Source organism: Luteibacter sahnii, assembly GCF_034063545.1.
GTDB classification, from domain to species: Bacteria; Pseudomonadota; Gammaproteobacteria; order Xanthomonadales; family Rhodanobacteraceae; genus Luteibacter; species Luteibacter sahnii.
Genome location: NZ_JAQLOK010000004.1, coordinates 101,715 through 119,442, shown reverse-complemented (window position 1 = coordinate 119,442; position 17,728 = coordinate 101,715). Strand labels below are relative to the sequence as shown.

Annotated in this window: 11 protein-coding genes; 8 read left to right on the top strand and 3 right to left on the bottom strand. The window is 67.8% G+C overall.

The genetic code is table 11. The features are described 5' to 3' along the window. The first annotated feature begins 210 nt into the window (after positions 1-210). On the top strand, positions 211-1,554 hold the full coding sequence (locus PI246_RS13370; protein WP_320551802.1) for a carbohydrate-binding protein: 1,344 nt from the start codon (positions 211-213) through the stop codon (positions 1,552-1,554). A 278-nt stretch (positions 1,555-1,832) separates the two neighbouring features. Next, entirely contained in the window at positions 1,833-2,744 is a 912-nt protein-coding gene (locus PI246_RS13365) for an MASE1 domain-containing protein (RefSeq protein ID WP_320551801.1), read from the top strand. Position 2,745: 1 nt separating this feature from the next. On the opposite strand, the gene PI246_RS13360 is transcribed toward PI246_RS13365, so the two are convergent. Then, positions 2,746-2,925, bottom strand: a complete 180-nt coding sequence (locus PI246_RS13360) for a hypothetical protein (protein WP_320551800.1) — start codon at positions 2,923-2,925, stop codon at positions 2,746-2,748. A gap of 370 nt (positions 2,926-3,295) precedes the next feature. On the opposite strand from PI246_RS13360, the gene glk reads away from it, so the two are divergent. Genes glk through PI246_RS13330 form a run of 6 tightly spaced genes read left to right on the top strand, consistent with a single transcriptional unit; the run spans position 3,296 to position 14,865 of the window. After that, on the top strand, positions 3,296-4,339 hold the full coding sequence (gene glk / locus PI246_RS13355; protein WP_320551799.1) for a glucokinase: 1,044 nt from the start codon (positions 3,296-3,298) through the stop codon (positions 4,337-4,339). A gap of 59 nt (positions 4,340-4,398) precedes the next feature. Further along, positions 4,399-6,723 (top strand): family 20 glycosylhydrolase, encoded by a 2,325-nt coding sequence (locus PI246_RS13350; protein WP_320551798.1) that lies wholly within the window; start codon positions 4,399-4,401, stop codon positions 6,721-6,723. Next, entirely contained in the window at positions 6,720-9,302 is a 2,583-nt protein-coding gene (locus PI246_RS13345; protein WP_407069819.1) for a glycoside hydrolase family 3 C-terminal domain-containing protein, read from the top strand. The genes PI246_RS13350 and PI246_RS13345 overlap by 4 nt, the downstream gene beginning before the upstream one ends. Further along, complete coding sequence (locus tag PI246_RS13340) at positions 9,299-11,638, top strand: GH92 family glycosyl hydrolase (protein ID WP_320551797.1); 2,340 nt, start codon at positions 9,299-9,301, stop codon at positions 11,636-11,638. The genes PI246_RS13345 and PI246_RS13340 overlap by 4 nt, the downstream gene beginning before the upstream one ends. After that, positions 11,635-13,467 carry a glycoside hydrolase family 35 protein gene (locus PI246_RS13335; RefSeq protein WP_407069818.1) on the top strand — a complete coding sequence of 611 codons (1,833 nt, stop codon included), beginning with the start codon at positions 11,635-11,637 and terminating at the stop codon, positions 13,465-13,467. The genes PI246_RS13340 and PI246_RS13335 overlap by 4 nt, the downstream gene beginning before the upstream one ends. A 24-nt stretch (positions 13,468-13,491) precedes the next feature. After that, on the top strand, positions 13,492-14,865 hold the full coding sequence (locus PI246_RS13330; RefSeq protein ID WP_320551796.1) for an alpha-L-fucosidase: 1,374 nt from the start codon (positions 13,492-13,494) through the stop codon (positions 14,863-14,865). A 173-nt stretch (positions 14,866-15,038) separates the two neighbouring features. Here the strand turns inward: PI246_RS13330 and PI246_RS13325 are convergent, their stop codons facing one another. Both PI246_RS13325 and PI246_RS13320 read right to left on the bottom strand, forming a co-directional pair. Beyond that, a complete protein-coding gene (locus tag PI246_RS13325) occupies positions 15,039-16,094 on the bottom strand; it encodes a glycosyl hydrolase family 18 protein (RefSeq protein ID WP_320551795.1) in 1,056 nt (351 codons plus the stop codon). After that, positions 16,091-17,692 carry an alpha-L-fucosidase gene (locus PI246_RS13320; protein ID WP_320551794.1) on the bottom strand — a complete coding sequence of 534 codons (1,602 nt, stop codon included), beginning with the start codon at positions 17,690-17,692 and terminating at the stop codon, positions 16,091-16,093. Before PI246_RS13320 ends, PI246_RS13325 begins: the two co-directional genes overlap by 4 nt. Positions 17,693-17,728 lie beyond the last annotated feature (36 nt).

Sequence of the window (17,728 nt, the reverse complement as noted above, 5' to 3'; positions counted from 1 at the left end):
GGCCATGGAGCACACGTTTTCCCAAGAATATCTGCCGCATCGCGCCATCGGCTCTTCACTTTCCGCGTCACATTTGACCATGCCGAGGTATAGACAACGTTGTCATGCAGGACTAAACCGGACTCGCTTTTCGCACGTTCGGCAGTACCTCGGGGGAAGGCATGCACCTTCCCTTCGCGTTGCGTCATCACTCGACCAGGGAGACACACCATGTTCTTGAAGACACGCACATCGCGCCCCGGCGCGGTCGTCGGCGGTTGCGCGGGCACGCTCGGCGTCGCCATCGCGCTGGCCCTTTCCGCCATCGTTCCCACCGGCGTCGCCCACGCCGCCAGCGCCTGCGCGGCGAGCTGGAGCGCCGGCACGGTCTATACGGGCGGTAACGTCGCCAGTCGCAACGGCAGCAACTACATCGCCAACTGGTGGACGCAGGGCGACGACCCGGCCACGCACAGCGGGGGCGCGGGCAGCGGTCAGCCCTGGACGTCGCAAGGCAGCTGCAGCGGCAGCGGCGGCAGCGGCGGCGGCGGCGGCGGCGGCGGCGGTGGCGGTGGCGGCGATGGCGGCGGCAGCGGCGGCGGCAACCCCGGCAATCCGCCTCCGGGCGCGGGCGACCTGCTATTCAGCCCTTACAAGGACGTCACGATCAACATGGACTGGAACACCAACATCATGTCGTCGTCGGTCACCGGCACCCGCCTGCCCGTCGTCGGCTCCGGCAGCCTGGTGTCCACCCAGGTCCCCAACCTCGGCGCCTTGACCCTCGCCTTCGCCACCGGCGAATGCGGCAGCGAAAACTGGGGCGGCATTCCCGGACAGACCTTCGCCTCGGCGAACATCCAGCGCCTCAACAGCGCCGGGGTGAACTACGTCGTCTCCACCGGCGGCCAGGCGGGCGTGTTCACATGCGGCAGCGCGACCGGCCTGAGCAGCTTCATCGCGCGCTACAACAGCGCCCACCTCGTGGGTATCGACTACGACATCGAAGGCGGGCAGAGCGATGCGCAGTTGCAGGCGCTGGTCAACAACTCCGCCGCCGTGCAGGCCACCTATCCGAACCTGCGCTTCTCGTTCACGCTGGCCACGCTTGCGGCGTCCGACGGCAGCTACGGCGGCCTCAACGCCACGGGCGACAAGGTGGTCAAGATGATCCAGGCATCCAGCCTGAAGAACTACACCATCAACCTGATGACGATGGACTTCGGCTCGACCGGCCCCGGCCTTTGCGTCGTGGTCAACGGCAGCTGCGACATGGGCCAGTCGACGATCCAGGCGGTAAAGAACCTCCAGCACACCTACGGCATCCCGTTCTCGAAGATCGAAGTCACGCCGATGATCGGGGTGAACGATACCTCGAGCGAGATCTTCACGATCGCCGACATCGACAAGGTCACGACCTATGCGGAGGCCAATAAGCTCGCCGGCGTGCACTTCTGGTCGCTCGATCGCGACACGCCGTGTTCGCAGAGCACCGCGTCGCCGACCTGCAACTCGCTGCCGAGCACGAGCGTGTTGCAGTACACGAAGCGGTTCCTGAGCAACCTCGGGTACTGAGAGGACAAGGGGAGGCCGGCCCTCACCGGCTTCCCCTCACCGTCATCGTCCTGCCCCGACGCGGGGCGGTGGCACCTTTTCGGCAGTGCTGATCGCGCACGCCCCCGCGCGACGCCATCGAATGAGGACCAGTACGCACTTCAGGCAGCAATCGTGGGAATGGGATGCATCGGCAAGTGCTCTTGGGGCAGACTAATCCCACGGTCTTTGATTTCCCTCGTGGCAGGTTGGCGAGGGCTCGCCTCACACGTGCAGGCACTCTTCGAACGGAATCACCGATGACATCGCGGGGAGAACAGACAAGCCGGGTTCCGCTCGGACATTACGTCGCGGTCGCCGCCGCCTACGCGGCCTGCTACGAAGTGGCCCGTCATTTTTCGTTCTCCCACTGGATGCTCACCGCGGGCCTGCGCCTCGCGTGCCTACTGCTCGTGCCCCGACGCTTCTGGCCCGCCCTCGTCGTCGGCGAGGCGTTGCCCATGACCGAATCGGCGCTCTTGTGCCTGCAGGATTTCGGCGCGGTGTGGACGGTCTTCGCCTCGATGCCGGTGATGTTGCTCTGCATGCCGGTCGTCGCCGCCATACGTCGACGCATGGCCATGTACGACGACGGCGGCCGCCCCCATATGTCGACGATCCTCGCCGCGACCCTCGCCTGTGCGATCGTCACGGCGCTGCGAAACGACATCGGCGTCTTCATCGTCTATCTCGCCCGGCCCGACGGCATGACCGCCTGGTGGAACGAGGCCTTGCCTGACTTCATGGCCTACCTGCTGGGCAGCTACCTCGGCGCGCTCACCCTGACGCCCGTGCTCGTCGCCATCCGCTACAGCGTCGGCCTCCGGGGTCACAGCGTTCACGACGCCATCCGTCATCCGCTGCTGCGCGATACGCTGTTGCTGGCGGTGCCCCTCGTGATGTGCCTGGTCGTCGCGATCGGCACGCACCACAAGGGTGTCCGCGAACTGGCGCGCGTCGCGATGATCGTGCCGGTAATGGTCGCTACCGCACGGCATGGATGGACCGGTGGTGCGGTGGCCGGCATGCTGGCGAGTATCGCCATGGCCGCGACCACCACCGCGTTGCTCGATCCGGCCGTGATCCGCGCCCAGGTCATCCTCTCGCTCGTCATTTCCGGCGCGATGGTGGCGGGCGTCCGAATCGCGCGACGCGCCATCCGGACGCCATGACTCACTTGAAGCTGATGTTGCACTCGCGCGGGTTATCGCAATGCCCGGCGTCGGCCACTTGGACGGGAGCCTTTCCCGTGATGGCCAGCCAGATCTGATCCCATAGCGACATCGACGCGCCCGCGGCGAACGCGGGCGTCGCCGAGGCGACGAGCAGCATGGCGACAGTCAAACGAAACATGCGTTTCATGGCATTCCTTTCTCAGGTGATGGGACGGGCCCGGCATCTGGCCGTGGCGCGCCCATGATCGCACCCCGGGACACCCAGGAATGCCCGCGAAGACGGCAGAAGCACACCGGAGTCGGGTTGAAGATGTGAATGAAAACGTTTACCTTTCATACGTTTAAAGCACCTGGACAGAACAGCCCCGCGTGCCGGCTCCTGTTACGAAAACGGCCTGACCGATTGCGATTTTGATCCTTTTTCACCAGTAAACATCAAATTCATTGACAACGTTGTCACGTGCGGGAAAAACTCAGGGACGTATACCGCGCCCGCGAGCCTCATCCGATGCCCGTCGCGCGGGTCGTCGACGCGTGAGGCTTTTTCGATGGGGACACTTGCCAATCACCCGACCGCCCTGCCCTTGTCGCAGGCGGCGAGGCCGATTCTCGCGGCGGACGTAGGCGGTACGCACGCGCGGGTGGCGCTCGTCGCCCAGGGCGTCGACGCAAGGGCTCCCGTGCAGGTGCTCTGCCACCATCGCTACGTCGGCGCGGAGTGGCCCAGCCTCGCCGCCATCCTCCATGATTTTCTCGGCAAGCACGCCGCGTCGGCGCCGCAGGGGGTGGAACGCTGCGCCATCGCCATCGCCGGATTCGTGCTGGGCGACAGCGTCGCCAACAGCAACCTGCCATGGCGCGTCTCGCTGTCGGAGATCCGCTCCACGCTTGGCACCGACACGCTCGAAGTGGTCAACGATTTCGAGGCCGTGGCCTATGCGAGCCAGTTCGTCGATCGCACCGAGGCCACGACCATCCTCCCGGGCCAGCCGGCCGACCCGCGCTCGCCCGTGATCGTGATGGGCCCGGGCACCGGCCTGGGGTCGGCCGTGCTGCTGCCCGGCGCGCCGCATGCGCAGGTGCTCTCCACCGAAGCGGGCCAGATCGCGCTGGCGCCGGGGGACGAGGTGGAAACCGGGATATGGCGCATCCTCGCGCGCTCGCGCCCGTATGTCTCGTACGAAGCGATCATTTCCGGCCCCGGCCTGCTCAACACCTATCGCGCCGTGTGCGAGCTGCGCGGTGGCGAGCCCTCGCTGACCACGCCGGACGCGGTGAGCGCCGCGGGTATCGCGGGCTCCGACGATGCCGCGCGTACCGCGCTGGACGTCTTCTGCGCGGTGCTTGGCGGCTTCGTCGGCGACCTGGCGATGCTGTATGGCGCGCGCGGGGGCATCTTCCTCGCTGGCGGCATCCTGCCTCAGATGCGTGAGTTCCTGCTGGCCAGCCGCTTTGGCGAACGCTTCTTCAACAAGGGTGTGATGCGGCCGTTCCTCGAACAGGTGCCGGTCTGGCTGGTCGACCACGGTCATCTCGGCGTCGTGGGCGCCGCCACGCTGCACCCGGGCGCGCGCGTCGGCGCCAGTCACTGATCCGATCCGCCGCCGGACGGCGGCCACCTGGCGAACGCCGCACGGAGGACCCGCTTTCCATGATCCACGGCATGAAGATCCTCGGCCTGACCGCCGCCCTGCTGGCCGGCGGCATCGCCCATGCCGCCACGCTGCCGCTCATCCCCCTGCCCGTCGAGGCGCGACAGGCCGACGGCTCGCTGACGATCGACGCGCACACGACGATCGCGTATCCACCCGGCGACTCCGCCGCCGAAGCGGCCGCCCGCTACGTCGCCGATGAGTTGCACCGCAGCCGCGGCCTGGCGCTCGCAGTGACGCCGACGAGCCATCCGGCGCGCGGTGCCGTCGTCTTCGCCACCGACGCCAACGCGACGGTGGACAAGCCCGAGAGCTACACGCTCGACGTGGACGAACATGGGGCGCGCATCGTGGCCCGCGACGGCGCGGGCCTGTTCTACGGCGCGGTGACGCTGTGGCAACTCGCCACCGCGGACGGTCGCCAGGGCGCCGCCACGATCGGCGACGTCGCCATCCGCGACTGGCCGCGTTTTCCGTGGCGCGGACTCATGCTCGACGTGGTACGCCATTTCCAGGACGTCGAACAGGTCAAGCGCGTCATCGACGCGATGGCCGAGCACAAGCTCAACGTGCTGCACTGGCACCTTACCGACGACCAGGGATGGCGCATCGAGATCCGCCGTTATCCCCGGCTCACCGCCATCGGCGCGTGGCGTACACCGCCCGGCGCCGGCACGCACGGCGTACCGATGCGTTACGGCGGCTTCTACACGCAGTCGCAGATCCGCGACGTGGTCGCCTATGCCGCCGCACGGCACGTCACCGTGGTGCCCGAACTCGACATGCCCGGGCACGCCCAGGCGGCCGTCGCCGCCTACCCCGAACTCGTGGGCGTGACCGGCGAGCGACCCGCCGTGTCGGTCGACTGGGGCGTCAACCCCTACCTCTACAACGTGGACGACACGAGCTTCACCTTCATCGAAAACGTCCTCGACGAAGTAATGGCACTGTTTCCTTCCACGTACATCCACCTCGGCGGCGACGAGGCGGTGAAAGACCAATGGAAGAACTCGCCCGCGGTGCAGGCGAAGATGGCGTCGCTGGGCCTCACCAGCGAAAACGCGTTGCAGAGCTGGTTCACCGATCGCCTGGGCGATTACCTCGGCAAGCACGGCCGCCGTCTCATCGGCTGGGACGAGATCCTCGAAGGCGGCCTGCCCCGCACCGCCTCGGTCATGTCGTGGCGCGGCGTGGAAGGCGCCGTGGACGCGGCGAAGAAGGACCATGACGTGGTGCTCGCGCCGGCCGGATGGATGTATTTCGACAACCACCAGAGCGACCGTGCCGACGAACCCAGCGGCCGCCTCGCGCCCTTGCCGCTCGAACGCGTCTACGGGTTCGAACCGGTGGACCCGTCGTTGACGCCCGAACAGGCCCGCCACGTGCTCGGCACCGAAGCCGCGCTGTGGAGCGAGCTGCTGCCGTCGGCGTGGCATGTGCAGCATGCGCTGTTCCCGCGCATCGACGCGATGGCCGAAGTGGCGTGGTCACCCGCGTCGGCCCGCGACTGGACCGGTTTCCTCCTGCGGCTTCCCGCCCAGGTCCGGCGCTACCGTGCCCTCGACCTCGCCGCCTCGGACACGGCCTTCGCGCCGGGCATCCATGTCGACCCGCCCCTGGCCGACGTGCTCGCCTCGGGCAAGGCCACGGTACGCCTCGACAACCAGACCGGCTTCGGCCGCCTGCGTTACACCACCGACGGCAGCACGCCGGACGGCGCGTCGCCGATCTATACCGCACCGTTCACCGTCACGCTCCCCGCCACCGTGCGCGCGATCGCGGTCGCGCCCGACGGCACGCCGATGGCGGCGGTGCGTTCGCGGGTGATCGACCGCGACCATCTGCTCACCCGGCGCAACGGCGAATTCCTCAAATGCGCCGACGGCGACCTCGGGCTGCGCCTGCCCTTGTTGCCCGACATCGGCGACCCGGCCGGCGCCACGTACGACGTCGACCTGTTCCATTCGTGCTGGATCTATCCCAAGGCGCCCCTGGATGGCGTCACGCGCGTGCGCGTCGAGGCGGCGCGCCTGGCCCGCAATTATGGCCTCGCCCACGATCAGTCCAAGGTGGTGTCCTACCCGAAGACGACCGCCAACGGCGAGCTGGAGATTCACCAGGACACCTGCGCCGGCCCGTTGCTCGCCCGCCTGCCACTGCCCGGCGGCAACGCCCTCGGCGCCTCGTTGCCCCTGGAGGGCACCATGGCCCGCGCCGCCGGACAGCACGACCTGTGCATGCGCTTCACGGCACCGATCGATGGCCCCCTCTACGGCCTGGGATCGGTCAAGCTCATCGTCGCACCCGAAAAGACCCCCCGATGATCGATCGTCGCCTTCTCCTGATGCCCCTCGCCGCGGCGTTGATCGGCACGGCGCATGCCGCCACGCCAGCCTCGCCCGAGCAACGCGCCGCCGAACTCGTCGCACGCATGAGCCTCGACGAAAAGGTGGCGCAATTGCAGAGCGGCGCCCCTGCGCTCAAACGTTTGGGCATCCCAGCGTACGACTGGTGGAACGAGGGCCTGCACGGCGCCGCGCGCGCGGGCTATGCCACGGTGTTTCCCCAGGCGATCGGTCTGGCCGCCAGTTGGGACCCCGACCTCATGCATGCCGTCGGCGACGTGGTCTCCCGCGAGGCGCGCGCCCGTTTCGACGCCATCGGCGCGGGACGAGACCACGGGCGTTACGAAGGGCTGACCATCTGGTCCCCCAACGTGAACATCTTCCGCGATCCCCGCTGGGGTCGCGGCCAGGAAACCTACGGCGAAGACCCCTACCTCACGGGGCGTCTCGCCGTGAGCTTCGTGCAAGGGATCCAGGGGCCCGATCCCGACCATCCCCGCGCCATCGCCACGCCCAAGCACTTCGCGGTGCACAGCGGCCCGGAAGCGGGGCGCCACGGCTTCGACATCGATGTCTCCCCGCACGACCTCGAGGCGACGTTCCTGCCGGCGTTTCGCGCAGCGGTGACCGAAGGCCGGGCGGGATCGGTGATGTGCGCCTACAACGCCCTGCACGGCACGCCGGTCTGCGCGGACGCGGGCCTGCTCGACGATACGCTGCGCAAGCACTGGGGCTTCACCGGCTACGTCGTCTCCGACTGCGACGCGGTCGACGACATGACCCAGTTCCACTACTACCGGCCTGACAACGCCGGATCGTCGGCGGCGGCGATCCAGGCCGGCACCGATCTGGATTGCGGCTACGCCTATGCCGAACTCGGCACGGCGGTGCGTCGCGGCGACGTGCCCGAATCGGTGCTCGACACCTCGCTCGTCCGGCTGTTCGCCACACGCTATCGCCTGGGCGAGCTCGGCACACCCGCGGCGACGCCGCGCCCCATGGATGACAAGGCACACGCCGCGCTCGCGCTGCGCGCGGCAGGCGAATCGCTGGTGCTGCTGAAGAATACCCACGACACCCTGCCGCTGCAGGGTACGCCACGCATCGCCGTGATCGGACCCAACGCCGACACGGTCGAAACGCTGGAGGCCAACTACCACGGCACGCCGCGCGCGCCGGTGACGCCGCTGCAGGGCCTGCGCGCCCGCTTCGGTGCGGATCGCGTGACCTACGCGCAAGGCGCCCCGGTCGCCAGCGGCGTACCGGTGCCGGTGCCGGAAACGGCGTTGCGCACCAGCGATGGCGCCGTCGGCCTCACGGGGCACTACATCGCGGGCGTGGACCTCGACGACGCGCCGCGCGTCACCCGTGTCGACCGCACCGTCGACTTCGACTGGGATCACGTCTCCCCAGCGGGCCTGCCCAAGGGCAGGTATGCCGTGCGCTGGACCGGCAAGCTCGTGCCGCCCGGCCCCGGCGATTACATCCTCGCCGCGCACGTCGAGCGATGCTTCGATTGCGCCGGCCACGACCCCGTGCGCCTGTTCGTCGACGGCAAGCCGCTCATCGACGACAACGGCGACGACACGCATACCCAGGCGACGCTGCACGTCGACGACAGCCGGCCGCACGACATTCGCCTGGAACTCGTGCACCGCGGCGACGACCAGGGCGTGCGCCTGCAATGGTTGCCGCCGGCGTCGGTGCAGCTGGCGGAAGCGGAACGCGCCGTGGCCAACGCCGACGTCACCGTGGCCTTCGTCGGCCTCTCGCCCGACGTGGAGGGCGAAGAACTGCACGTCGACGTGCCGGGTTTCGATGGCGGCGATCGCACCGACATCGGACTGCCCGCCACGCAGCAGGCGCTGCTTGAGCGTGCCGCCGCGAGCGGCAAGCCGTTGGTGGTGGTATTGATGTCGGGCAGCGCGGTCGCGCTGAACTGGGCCAGCGAACACGCCCGGGCGATCGTCGCGGCCTGGTATCCGGGTCAGGACGGGGGCACCGCCATCGCCCGCCTCCTGGCCGGTGACGACAACCCCGCCGGGCGCCTTCCGGTCACCTTCTACCGCTCGGTCCGCGACCTGCCGCCGTTCGCCAGCTACCAGATGAAAGGCCGCACTTATCGCTATTTCGACGGCACGCCGCTCTACGGTTTCGGCTACGGACTGAGCTACACGCGCTTCGACTACGCGGGCGCCTCGGTCACCACGCGCACGCTACGGGCGGGCCAGTCCTTGTCCGCCAGCGTCCAGGTTCGCAACAGCGGCGAGCGTGACGGCGACGAGGTCGTGCAGGCCTACCTCAGCTACCCATCGAGCGACGCGCTGGCCCCGAAGCGCACGCTCGTGGGCTTCGAACGCGTCCACCTCAAGGCCGGCGAAACGCGCCAGGTGAGCTTCACGCTCGACCCGCGCCGTCTGAGTTCCGTCGACGCGGCAGGCCGGCGCGCGGTGGTCGCGGGCGATTACACGCTGTTCCTGGGGGGTGGCCAGCCGGGCCAGGCCGTCGGCGACACCGTGCCGTTCCACATCGACGGCACGCAGGACCTCCCGAAATGAGCCTGACCCGACGCGACTTCCTGCGCGGTACCGTCGGCACCGCCCTGCTGGCCGGCCGCCTGCCCGCCCAGGCTTTTGCCGCCGCGAGTCCGACGACCGCGCCGGACGATGCGGTGCGCCGCTACGTCGATCCGTTCATCGGCACCGGCAGCCATGGCCATACCTACCCGGGCGCTACCACGCCGTTCGGCATGGTGCAGTTGAGTCCGGACACCTACAACGCCGACTGGGACGTCTGTTCGGGCTATCACACCGGGTACGGTTCGATCATGGGTTTTTCCCACACCCATCTCTCGGGCACCGGCATCGGCGACATGATGGACGTGCTGCTGATGCCGGCGACGGGTGACGTGCGGCTGGTTCCCGGCGCGCCCGACGCACCGCCCGGCAGCGGCTACCGCTCGCGATTCGACAAGGCGGACGAGACCGCATCCCCCGGCTTCTACCGCGTGCGGCTGAAGGACGACGGGATCGATGCGGAACTCACGGCCACGGCGCGCACCGGACTGCACCGCTACACCTTTGCGCACGACGCGTCCGGTCACGTGGTGCTCGACCTCTGCCACGGCATGCAGGACAACCCGCAGACGCCAACGCGGGTGAGCGACGCCACCCTGCGCGTCGTCGACACACGCACCGTCACCGGCGGGCGGCGCGTCCATCAGTGGGCGAAGGGCCGGCACATCTATTTCGCGCTGCGCACCTCGCGTCCGTTCGCCAAAGCGGCGTTATACGCCGACGATGCGAACGTGCCGGATGCGCACGAGGTCGCTGGCGCGCACCTCAAAGCCGTGCTGCATTTTCCCGATGCCGGCCACGCGCCGCTGCTGGTAAAGGTCGGCCTGTCCAACGTCAGCGCCGATGCCGCCTTGCGCAATCTCGACGCCGAACAACCCGGTTTCGACTTCGAGCGCGTGCGCGGCGCGGCGGAAGCGGCCTGGGAACAGGAGCTCTCGCGCATCCGCGTACAGGGCGGCTCCGAGCGCGACAAACGCATCTTCTACACGGCCCTCTACCACAGCATGGTGGCACCGACGCTGGCCAGCGACGTCGACGGCGGGTACCGGGGCATGGATGGCCAGGTGCATCGCCTGCCGCGCGGCACGTCGACGTATACGACCTATTCGTTATGGGACACCTACCGCGCCGTGCATCCGCTGCTCACCCTCGTGCAGCCGCGCCGGGTTCCCGCCCTTGTGAACAGTCTCGCGCGCATGGCGGTGGAGAGCCCCGACGGCCCGCCCGTGTGGCCGCTGCAAAGCGTCGAAACCGGATGCATGATCGGCTACCACTCCGCCGTGGTACTCGCCGAGGCGCAGGCGAAGGGGTTCACGGGCATCGACTACGCGAAGGCCTGGCCGGTCTATCGCAAGCGCGCCATGACCGACGACTACCGCGGTCTGCCCGATTACCGGCGCCTGGGCTTCGTGCCTGCCGACAAGGAGTGGGAAGCCGCCAGCAAGACGCTCGAATACGCGTACGATGACTGGGCGGTAGCGCACCTGGCCCGGGGCGTGGGGGCGGACGACGACTACCGCCACCTGGTGGCACGCTCGCGCAACTACCGCAACGTGTTCAACCGCGACAGCGACTTCGTGCAGCCGCGCCTGGCCGACGGCCGCTGGGCCACGCCGTTCGACCCGCGTGCGCTGGGCCATGGCAAGGCGTGGCATGACTTCACCGAGTGCAACGCGTGGCAGGCCACCTTCCTCAACCAGCACGACCTTTACGGCTACATTCCCCTGTTCGGCGGCGATGACGCCTTCGCGGCCAAGCTCGACGGCCTGTTCAACGCGAACTCCGAACTGCCGCCGGACGCCCCGCCCGACATCGCGGGCATGGTCGGCCAGTACGCGCATGGCAACGAGCCCAGCCATCACGTGGCTTATCTCTACGCTTACGCGGGGCAACACCACAAGACGCAGGCGCGCGTGCGTTCGCTGCTCGCGTCGATGTACCAGGACACGCCCGAGGGCCTCATCGGCAACGAGGATTGTGGCCAGATGAGCGCGTGGTATGTCATGAGTGCCCTGGGCTTCTACGCCGTGGACCCGGTCAGCGCGAACTACGTCATCGGCAGCCCGTTGTTCGAGCGTGTGCGGATCGATGTCGGCCAGGGCCGCACGCTGATCGTGGAGGCGTTGGACAACGGCCCCGACCACGTCTACATCCAGTCGGTCACCTGGAACGGCGCCCCGTACACCCGCACCTGGCTGCGCCATGCCGACCTCAGCGCGGGCGGTCATCTGGTCTTCCGGATGGGTCCGCGACCCGCGCCGGACTACGGCACCGCCCGGGCGGACCGTCCGCCGTCATTCGTACCGGAGGCCGGATGATCCGCCTTGGCAAGCACCTTCTCGGGGCGGCGATGGCGCTCGCGCTCGTCGCCCCGGCCTTCGCGAACGCACCCGTCACCGTGCAAGGTGCGCAGTTCATGCGCGAGGGCAAGCCTTACCAGATCATCTCCGGTGACCTGCACTTCCAGCGTATCCCGCGTGCCTACTGGGCGGATCGCCTGCGCAAGGCCCACGCGATGGGGCTGAACACGATCACCACCTATGTGTTCTGGAACCTCATCGAGCCGCGGCCCGGCCAGTTCGACCTCAGCGGCGGCAACGACGTGGCGGCGTTCGTGAAAGCGGCGCAGGCCGAGGGGCTGAACGTGATCCTGCGCCCCGGCCCGTATATCTGCGGCGAGTGGGACGCGGGCGGATTTCCCGCCTGGCTTTTCGCCGAACCGGGCATGCGCGTGCGCTCGCGCGACCCGCGTTTCCTGGCCGCCTCGGAACGCTACCTCCAGCGCCTGGGCAAGGCACTGGCGCCGCTCATGGCCAGCCGCGGCGGCCCCATCGTCGCCACCGAGTTGGAGAACGAATACGGGTCATACGGCAACGACGCGACCTATCTCGCCGACGTGCGCGCGATGCTCCAACGCGCCGGACTGGCCGACGACCTGCTGCTGACCTACGACGGGCCGGACATGCTCGCCAACGGCACCCTGCCGGGCGTGACCGCGGTGATCGATTTCGCGCCGGGCGAGGCGACGAAGAGCTTCGCCACCCTCGACCGTTTCCGTCCCGGCACCCCGCGCATGGCGGGTGAGTACTGGGCGGGATGGTTCGACCACTGGGGCGAAACGCACGCCCACACCGATGCGAAACGTGAGGCCGACGAACTGGCCTGGATGTTGGCGCAGGGATACTCGGTCAACATCTACATGGTGCATGGCGGCACCAACGTCGGCTTCATGAACGGCGCCAACTTCCAGGGGAATCCCTCGGACCATTACGCACCGACCACCACCAGCTACGACTACGACGCCGCCCTGGACGAGTCCGGGCGCCCCACCGCGAAATACGCCCTGTTCCGCGATGCGATCGCGCGTGCCACCGGCCATGCGCCGGCCGCGGTCCCGGCGTCGCCACCGGTGCGTACCCTGCCCGCCTTCGCCCTCCGCGACGCCGCGTCGTTATGGGACAACCTGCCCGCGCCGCAGGTGTCCGACATGCCTCGGCCCATGGAGGCCTATGGCCAGGCGTATGGGTACATCCTCTACCGCACTACCGTACGGGGGCCTTTCCGGGGCGCGCTCTATCTCGGCGACGTGCGCGATTACGCGGTGGTGTACGTCGACCGCAAGGCCAGCGGCACGGCCGATCGCCGGCTGAAGCAGGTGTCGATCGACGTCGACCTTCCCCCCGGCGACCACACGCTCGACGTGCTGGTGGAGAACACGGGGCGAGTGAACTACGGTCCGCACCTGGACGACGGCCGCGCCGGCCTGGTCGACCCGGTGATGCTCGGCGGCGACATCCTGCATGGCTGGCAGGTGTTCCCCCTGCCCATGACCTCGCCCGAGGCGATCCGGGGCTGGACAACGGCCCACGTCGAGGGCCCGGCCTTCCATCGCGGCACCGTGACGGTGGATACCCCCGGCGACACCTTCCTCGACACCCGCGCCCTCGGCAAGGGCTTCGTCTGGCTCAACCAAACGAACCTCGGCCGCACCTGGTCGATCGGCCCGCAGCACGATCTCTACGCCCCCGCGCCGTGGTTCCACCGCGGCCAGAACACGGTGGTGGCCTTCGATCTCGACACACGCGATGCACCCGTGCTGCGTGGCGTCGACCGTCGTCTCTGGGCCGATCCGCCGGCACGCCCCTGATACCGTCCAAGGAGTCTTCTCCCGATGCCCACGCACGCCCCCTTCCGTCGCCTCAAGACCGTGCTCGCCAGCGCGCTCCTCGTCGCGCTTCCCACGCTCGCCCACGCCGAGTCGTTCGCGGACGTGACGCCGTCGCCACAACAGGTGGCCTGGCAGGATCTCGAGTTCGGCGTGATCGTGCATTTCGGCACCAACACGTTTCTCGACCGCGAATGGGGCGACGGCACGGCGGCACCGTCGGTATTCAACCCGGACAAGGTCGATCCCGACCAGTGGGCCCGCGCGGTCAAGGCGGCCGGCGTGCGTTACATGGTGCTGGTGGCCAAGCACCACGATGGCTTCGCTCTTTGGCCGACCGAGCAGACCGACTATTCGGTGAAGGCCAGCCCGTGGAAAGGCGGCAAGGGCGACCTGGTCCGCATGGCGTCCGACGCGGCGAAGAAGAACGGGCTGGGGTTCGGCATCTACCTGTCGCCATGGGATCGCCACGATCCGCGCTACAAGGACGCCGCGGCCTACGACAGGTATTACCTGGCGCAGATGGAAGAGCTGGTGCAGCACTATGGTCCGCTCACCGAATGGTGGCTCGACGGTGCCGGAAGCGCGGGCCACGTCTATGACTTCCTCAAGTACATCGAAACGCTGCGCACCTACCAGCCGAACACCATGGTCTTCGCCGACGTGGCGCTGTTCGATTACGGCGACATCCGATGGGTCGGCAACGAGCAAGGCGTGGTGGAAGGCGAAAACTGGAACGTGATCGACCGCCACGGCCAGCTGCGTTGGCGTCCCCTGGAAGTCGATACCCCGTTGCACAAGGGGCACTGGTTCTTCAGTTCGAAACCGGATTTCGCCCGTTCGCTGAAGACGGTGGACGAACTGATGGACAACTGGGAAAGCAGTGTCGGCCATGGCGGCCAGCTGATGCTGGGCGTCGCCCCGGATACGCACGGGCTGATACCGGCCGCTGACGTGCGCCGCCTCGCGGAGCTGGGCCAGGCGCTGAAGGCGCGTTACGGCAACGACGCCAACCTCGCCGCCCGACACGCGCCCACGGACGAAAACACGGCCGCGGCGCTGGACGACGATCCCTCCACCTTCTGGTCAGCCCCCGAGGGCTCGGCGCATGCCACGCTGGAGGTCGACCTGGGACGGGACGTCACCTTCAACACCGCGATGAGCATGGAACGCCTGGACGACGGCCAGAACGTGCGCGGCTACGCCGTGCAGGTGTGGGACGGACAGGGCTGGAAGACCGTGGCGCAGGCGCAAGCCATCGGCCACATGAAAATCGACCACTTCGCCCCCGTGACCGCGAGGAAAGTGCGCCTCGACATCCTGTCCGCCGTCGGCACCGCCCGCATCCGCGAATTCAAGCTGTTCGACGTCAAACCCTGAGCTCAGGCGCCCGCCCCGCGGGCGCCCCCGCTTGACTAGCAGGGGACGGGAGCCGATCGCATCGGCGATCCGGGGACAGCTGGCCTGGTGCGAGCGAGGGCATCGCTCACCCGATACCACCGCCCTTACCCGACCAAAACCGCTCCGGCGTGCCGGAGCGGTCGACGATGACCTCAACGCACCGCGTTGGGCAGTTCGTCCCATACCTTCGGATCTTCCGCGCCGAGTACCCAGGCGCAGAAACCCTGCAAGTCATACTGGCGGACCAGCGCATAGCGATCGCGGAACGAGCGCGCGTCGGGCAGGAAGACCCACTCGCGCATCTGGTCGCGGTAGAAGTAGAACCACGACTCGTGCTCGACCGGGTCCCACTGCATCGTCACGTTGAACTGCTTGGCCAGCGGGAACGACTCATCGGCGTCGATGTAGTTCGCCGCGATGTTCGAATCTTCCTTGCCGTCCGGCTTGACCGGATTGCCGGCATACCAGTGGTAGCCATACAGGCCGATGCCCAGCGAAAGCTTGTCCTTGGGCACGACCTTGAGCGCGTACTGGAGGTTCTCCATCACCCACGGCATGCCCGCGACCGGGCCCGGCGTGGTCCAGCGGGTGTGCTGGTCGTACGTCATCAGGCAAACGATATCCAGGACCTTGGCCAGTTCCTTGAGATCGTAGGCGCCGCGCCAGTATTCCCACAGCCACTTGCTGAACGGGCCCTCGCCCGCGTGACCCGGGGCGTTCGGCACCACGGCCATCGACAGCTGCAACCCGTGCTTGTGCAACGCCTCGTACGTCTGCTTCGTCAACAGGGTGAGCGCGTCACGGTCGGTCCAGGCGATGTTCTCGAAATCGAACTGGAAACCCACGTAACCGTGCAGTTTCGCCTGTTCGATGAGGCTTTCGATCATCGCCTTCTTGGCCGTCTCGTTGCCCAGCAGCGCGTGGAACTTCGCCCGATCGCCGTTGGCCGAGATGATCGGCATGATCGGCAGGCGGTGCGTCTTCGCCAGGTCCACGACGTACTCATTGGGACCACCCGAGACCAGGCCGTTCTCGTCGACGCCGTACCAGGTCGGCACCAGCAGGTCGATCTTGTCGACGTGCGCCTCCAGGGACGCGACCGACTTCGGCGTATTGATCATGTAGAACAACGCCACCGGTGCCTTCGCCATCGCGGCGAACGGCATCCAGAGCAGGCAGGCGGCAAGGGTGAACAACCAACGTTTCATGGGGAAGCCTTGATCGGGTTCGCCAGCGTGATGCGATAGACATACGCATCGGTGCCGACGGGGTGGGAAGGAAGACGCAGGTGCAGGCCCTTGGCGTCCTGCGTGAAGGCGATGGTGCTGCCGTCGGCGACGAGCTCGACCCGCGCGACCTTGTCGGAGGGCTGGATCGAATGCACGGTCACCGCGTTGCCGGCGGGCCAACCCAGCTCGATCGCGTAGAGCTTGCCGTGACCCGTGGTGAAGCGGAAATCGCGCGCGGTATACGGCTTGGTCTTGGTGTCCTGGAAGGTGCCGCCCACCACCTCGGTCGGCCCCTCGCCATACACGCGCCACGGCGTGCTGCCGTAGATGGCCTCGCCGTTGACCTTCAGCCAGCGGCCGATACTGCGCAAGGTGTCCTGCGCCGCATCGGGAATGGTGCCGTCGGCGCGAGGCCCCACGTTGAGCATGAGGTTGCCGTTCTTGCTGACCACGTCGACCAGCAGGTGGATGATGAACGTGGGCGACTTGTAGGTGTCGTGCTCGATGTAGCCCCACGAATCGTTGCTGATCGAGGTGTCGGTCTGCCAATGCGTAGGATGGATGCCCGTCAGCTGGCCGCGTTCGATGTCGAGCGTGCCCGCGCCCTCGGGGAAGTCACCCAGCTTGTAGTTCACCACGACGCCGTCGCGCTTCGCGCCGTCGTTGTAGTAGTACGCGAGCAGGCGCGGCAAGGTATTGCGGAAGGTAGGATGGCCGATCCACCAGTCGAAATAGATCAGGTCGGGATGGTAATCGTCGATGAGTTCGGCGGTACGGGCGAGCCAGTCGTCGAGCCAGGCCTGCGAGACGTAGGTCCAGTCGTCGGCGAGGTTCTCGTCTTTCTTGCTCAGGTGGGCGACGGCCGGCCCGTAGAGTTCGGCGTTGGCCGGGTCGTTCACGTCGGAGTCGAACGTGCGGCCGCCGTCGAAGAACCAGTCGTGCTCGGCGCGATGGGACGACACGCCAAAACGCAGTCCCTGGGCACGAATGGCCTTGGCCAGCTCGCCGATGACGTCGCGCCGGGGCCCCCTCTTCACGGCGGTCCAGTCGGACAGCTTCGAGTCGTACATCGCGAAGCCGTCGTGGTGTTCGGCCACCGGCACCACGTACCGGGCGCCCGCCTCGCGGAACAGCGTGGCCCACGCGTCGGGATCGAAGCGCTCGGCCTTGAACATCGGCACGAAATCCTTGTAGCCGAAGCGCGACTGCGGGCCGTAGGTGGCCACGTGGTGCGCGAATTCCTTGGTGCCTTTGAGGTACATGTTGCGCGAATACCATTCGCTGCCGAAGGCCGGCACCGCGTAGACACCCCAGTGCACGAAGATGCCGAACTTGGCGTCGTCGTACCACGCCGGCGAACGGTATCCCTGCAGCGAGGCCCAGTCGGCACGGAACGGACCGGCGGCGATGCCCTCGGCCACTTTCGCCAGCAACGCCTGGCGCTCGGGCGCGAACTTGGCGGCGGCTTTTTGCCAGGCCATGTCCTGCGCCTCGGGCGTGGACGGTGCGGTGGCGGCCTGGACCGCGCCGCCGAAGAGTACTCCCGCCATCAGGCAAGCCCATCGTACGCGCCGCATGGGGATCTCTCCTTCCGAAACATCGTGAACGCCGGA

What these genes read in the sequence shown, in the direction of transcription:
- PI246_RS13370 (WP_320551802.1), top strand. Translation starts at nt 211, where the DNA reads ATGTTCTTGAAGACACGCACATCGCGCCCCGGCGCGGTCGTCGGCGGT.
- PI246_RS13365 (WP_320551801.1), top strand. Translation starts at nt 1,833, where the DNA reads ATGACATCGCGGGGAGAACAGACAAGCCGGGTTCCGCTCGGACATTAC.
- PI246_RS13360 (WP_320551800.1), bottom strand. Translation starts at nt 2,925, where the DNA reads ATGTTTCGTTTGACTGTCGCCATGCTGCTCGTCGCCTCGGCGACGCCC.
- glk (WP_320551799.1), top strand. Translation starts at nt 3,296, where the DNA reads ATGGGGACACTTGCCAATCACCCGACCGCCCTGCCCTTGTCGCAGGCG.
- PI246_RS13350 (WP_320551798.1), top strand. Translation starts at nt 4,399, where the DNA reads ATGATCCACGGCATGAAGATCCTCGGCCTGACCGCCGCCCTGCTGGCC.
- PI246_RS13345 (WP_407069819.1), top strand. Translation starts at nt 6,720, where the DNA reads ATGATCGATCGTCGCCTTCTCCTGATGCCCCTCGCCGCGGCGTTGATC.
- PI246_RS13340 (WP_320551797.1), top strand. Translation starts at nt 9,299, where the DNA reads ATGAGCCTGACCCGACGCGACTTCCTGCGCGGTACCGTCGGCACCGCC.
- PI246_RS13335 (WP_407069818.1), top strand. Translation starts at nt 11,635, where the DNA reads ATGATCCGCCTTGGCAAGCACCTTCTCGGGGCGGCGATGGCGCTCGCG.
- PI246_RS13330 (WP_320551796.1), top strand. Translation starts at nt 13,492, where the DNA reads ATGCCCACGCACGCCCCCTTCCGTCGCCTCAAGACCGTGCTCGCCAGC.
- PI246_RS13325 (WP_320551795.1), bottom strand. Translation starts at nt 16,094, where the DNA reads ATGAAACGTTGGTTGTTCACCCTTGCCGCCTGCCTGCTCTGGATGCCG.
- PI246_RS13320 (WP_320551794.1), bottom strand. Translation starts at nt 17,692, where the DNA reads ATGCGGCGCGTACGATGGGCTTGCCTGATGGCGGGAGTACTCTTCGGC.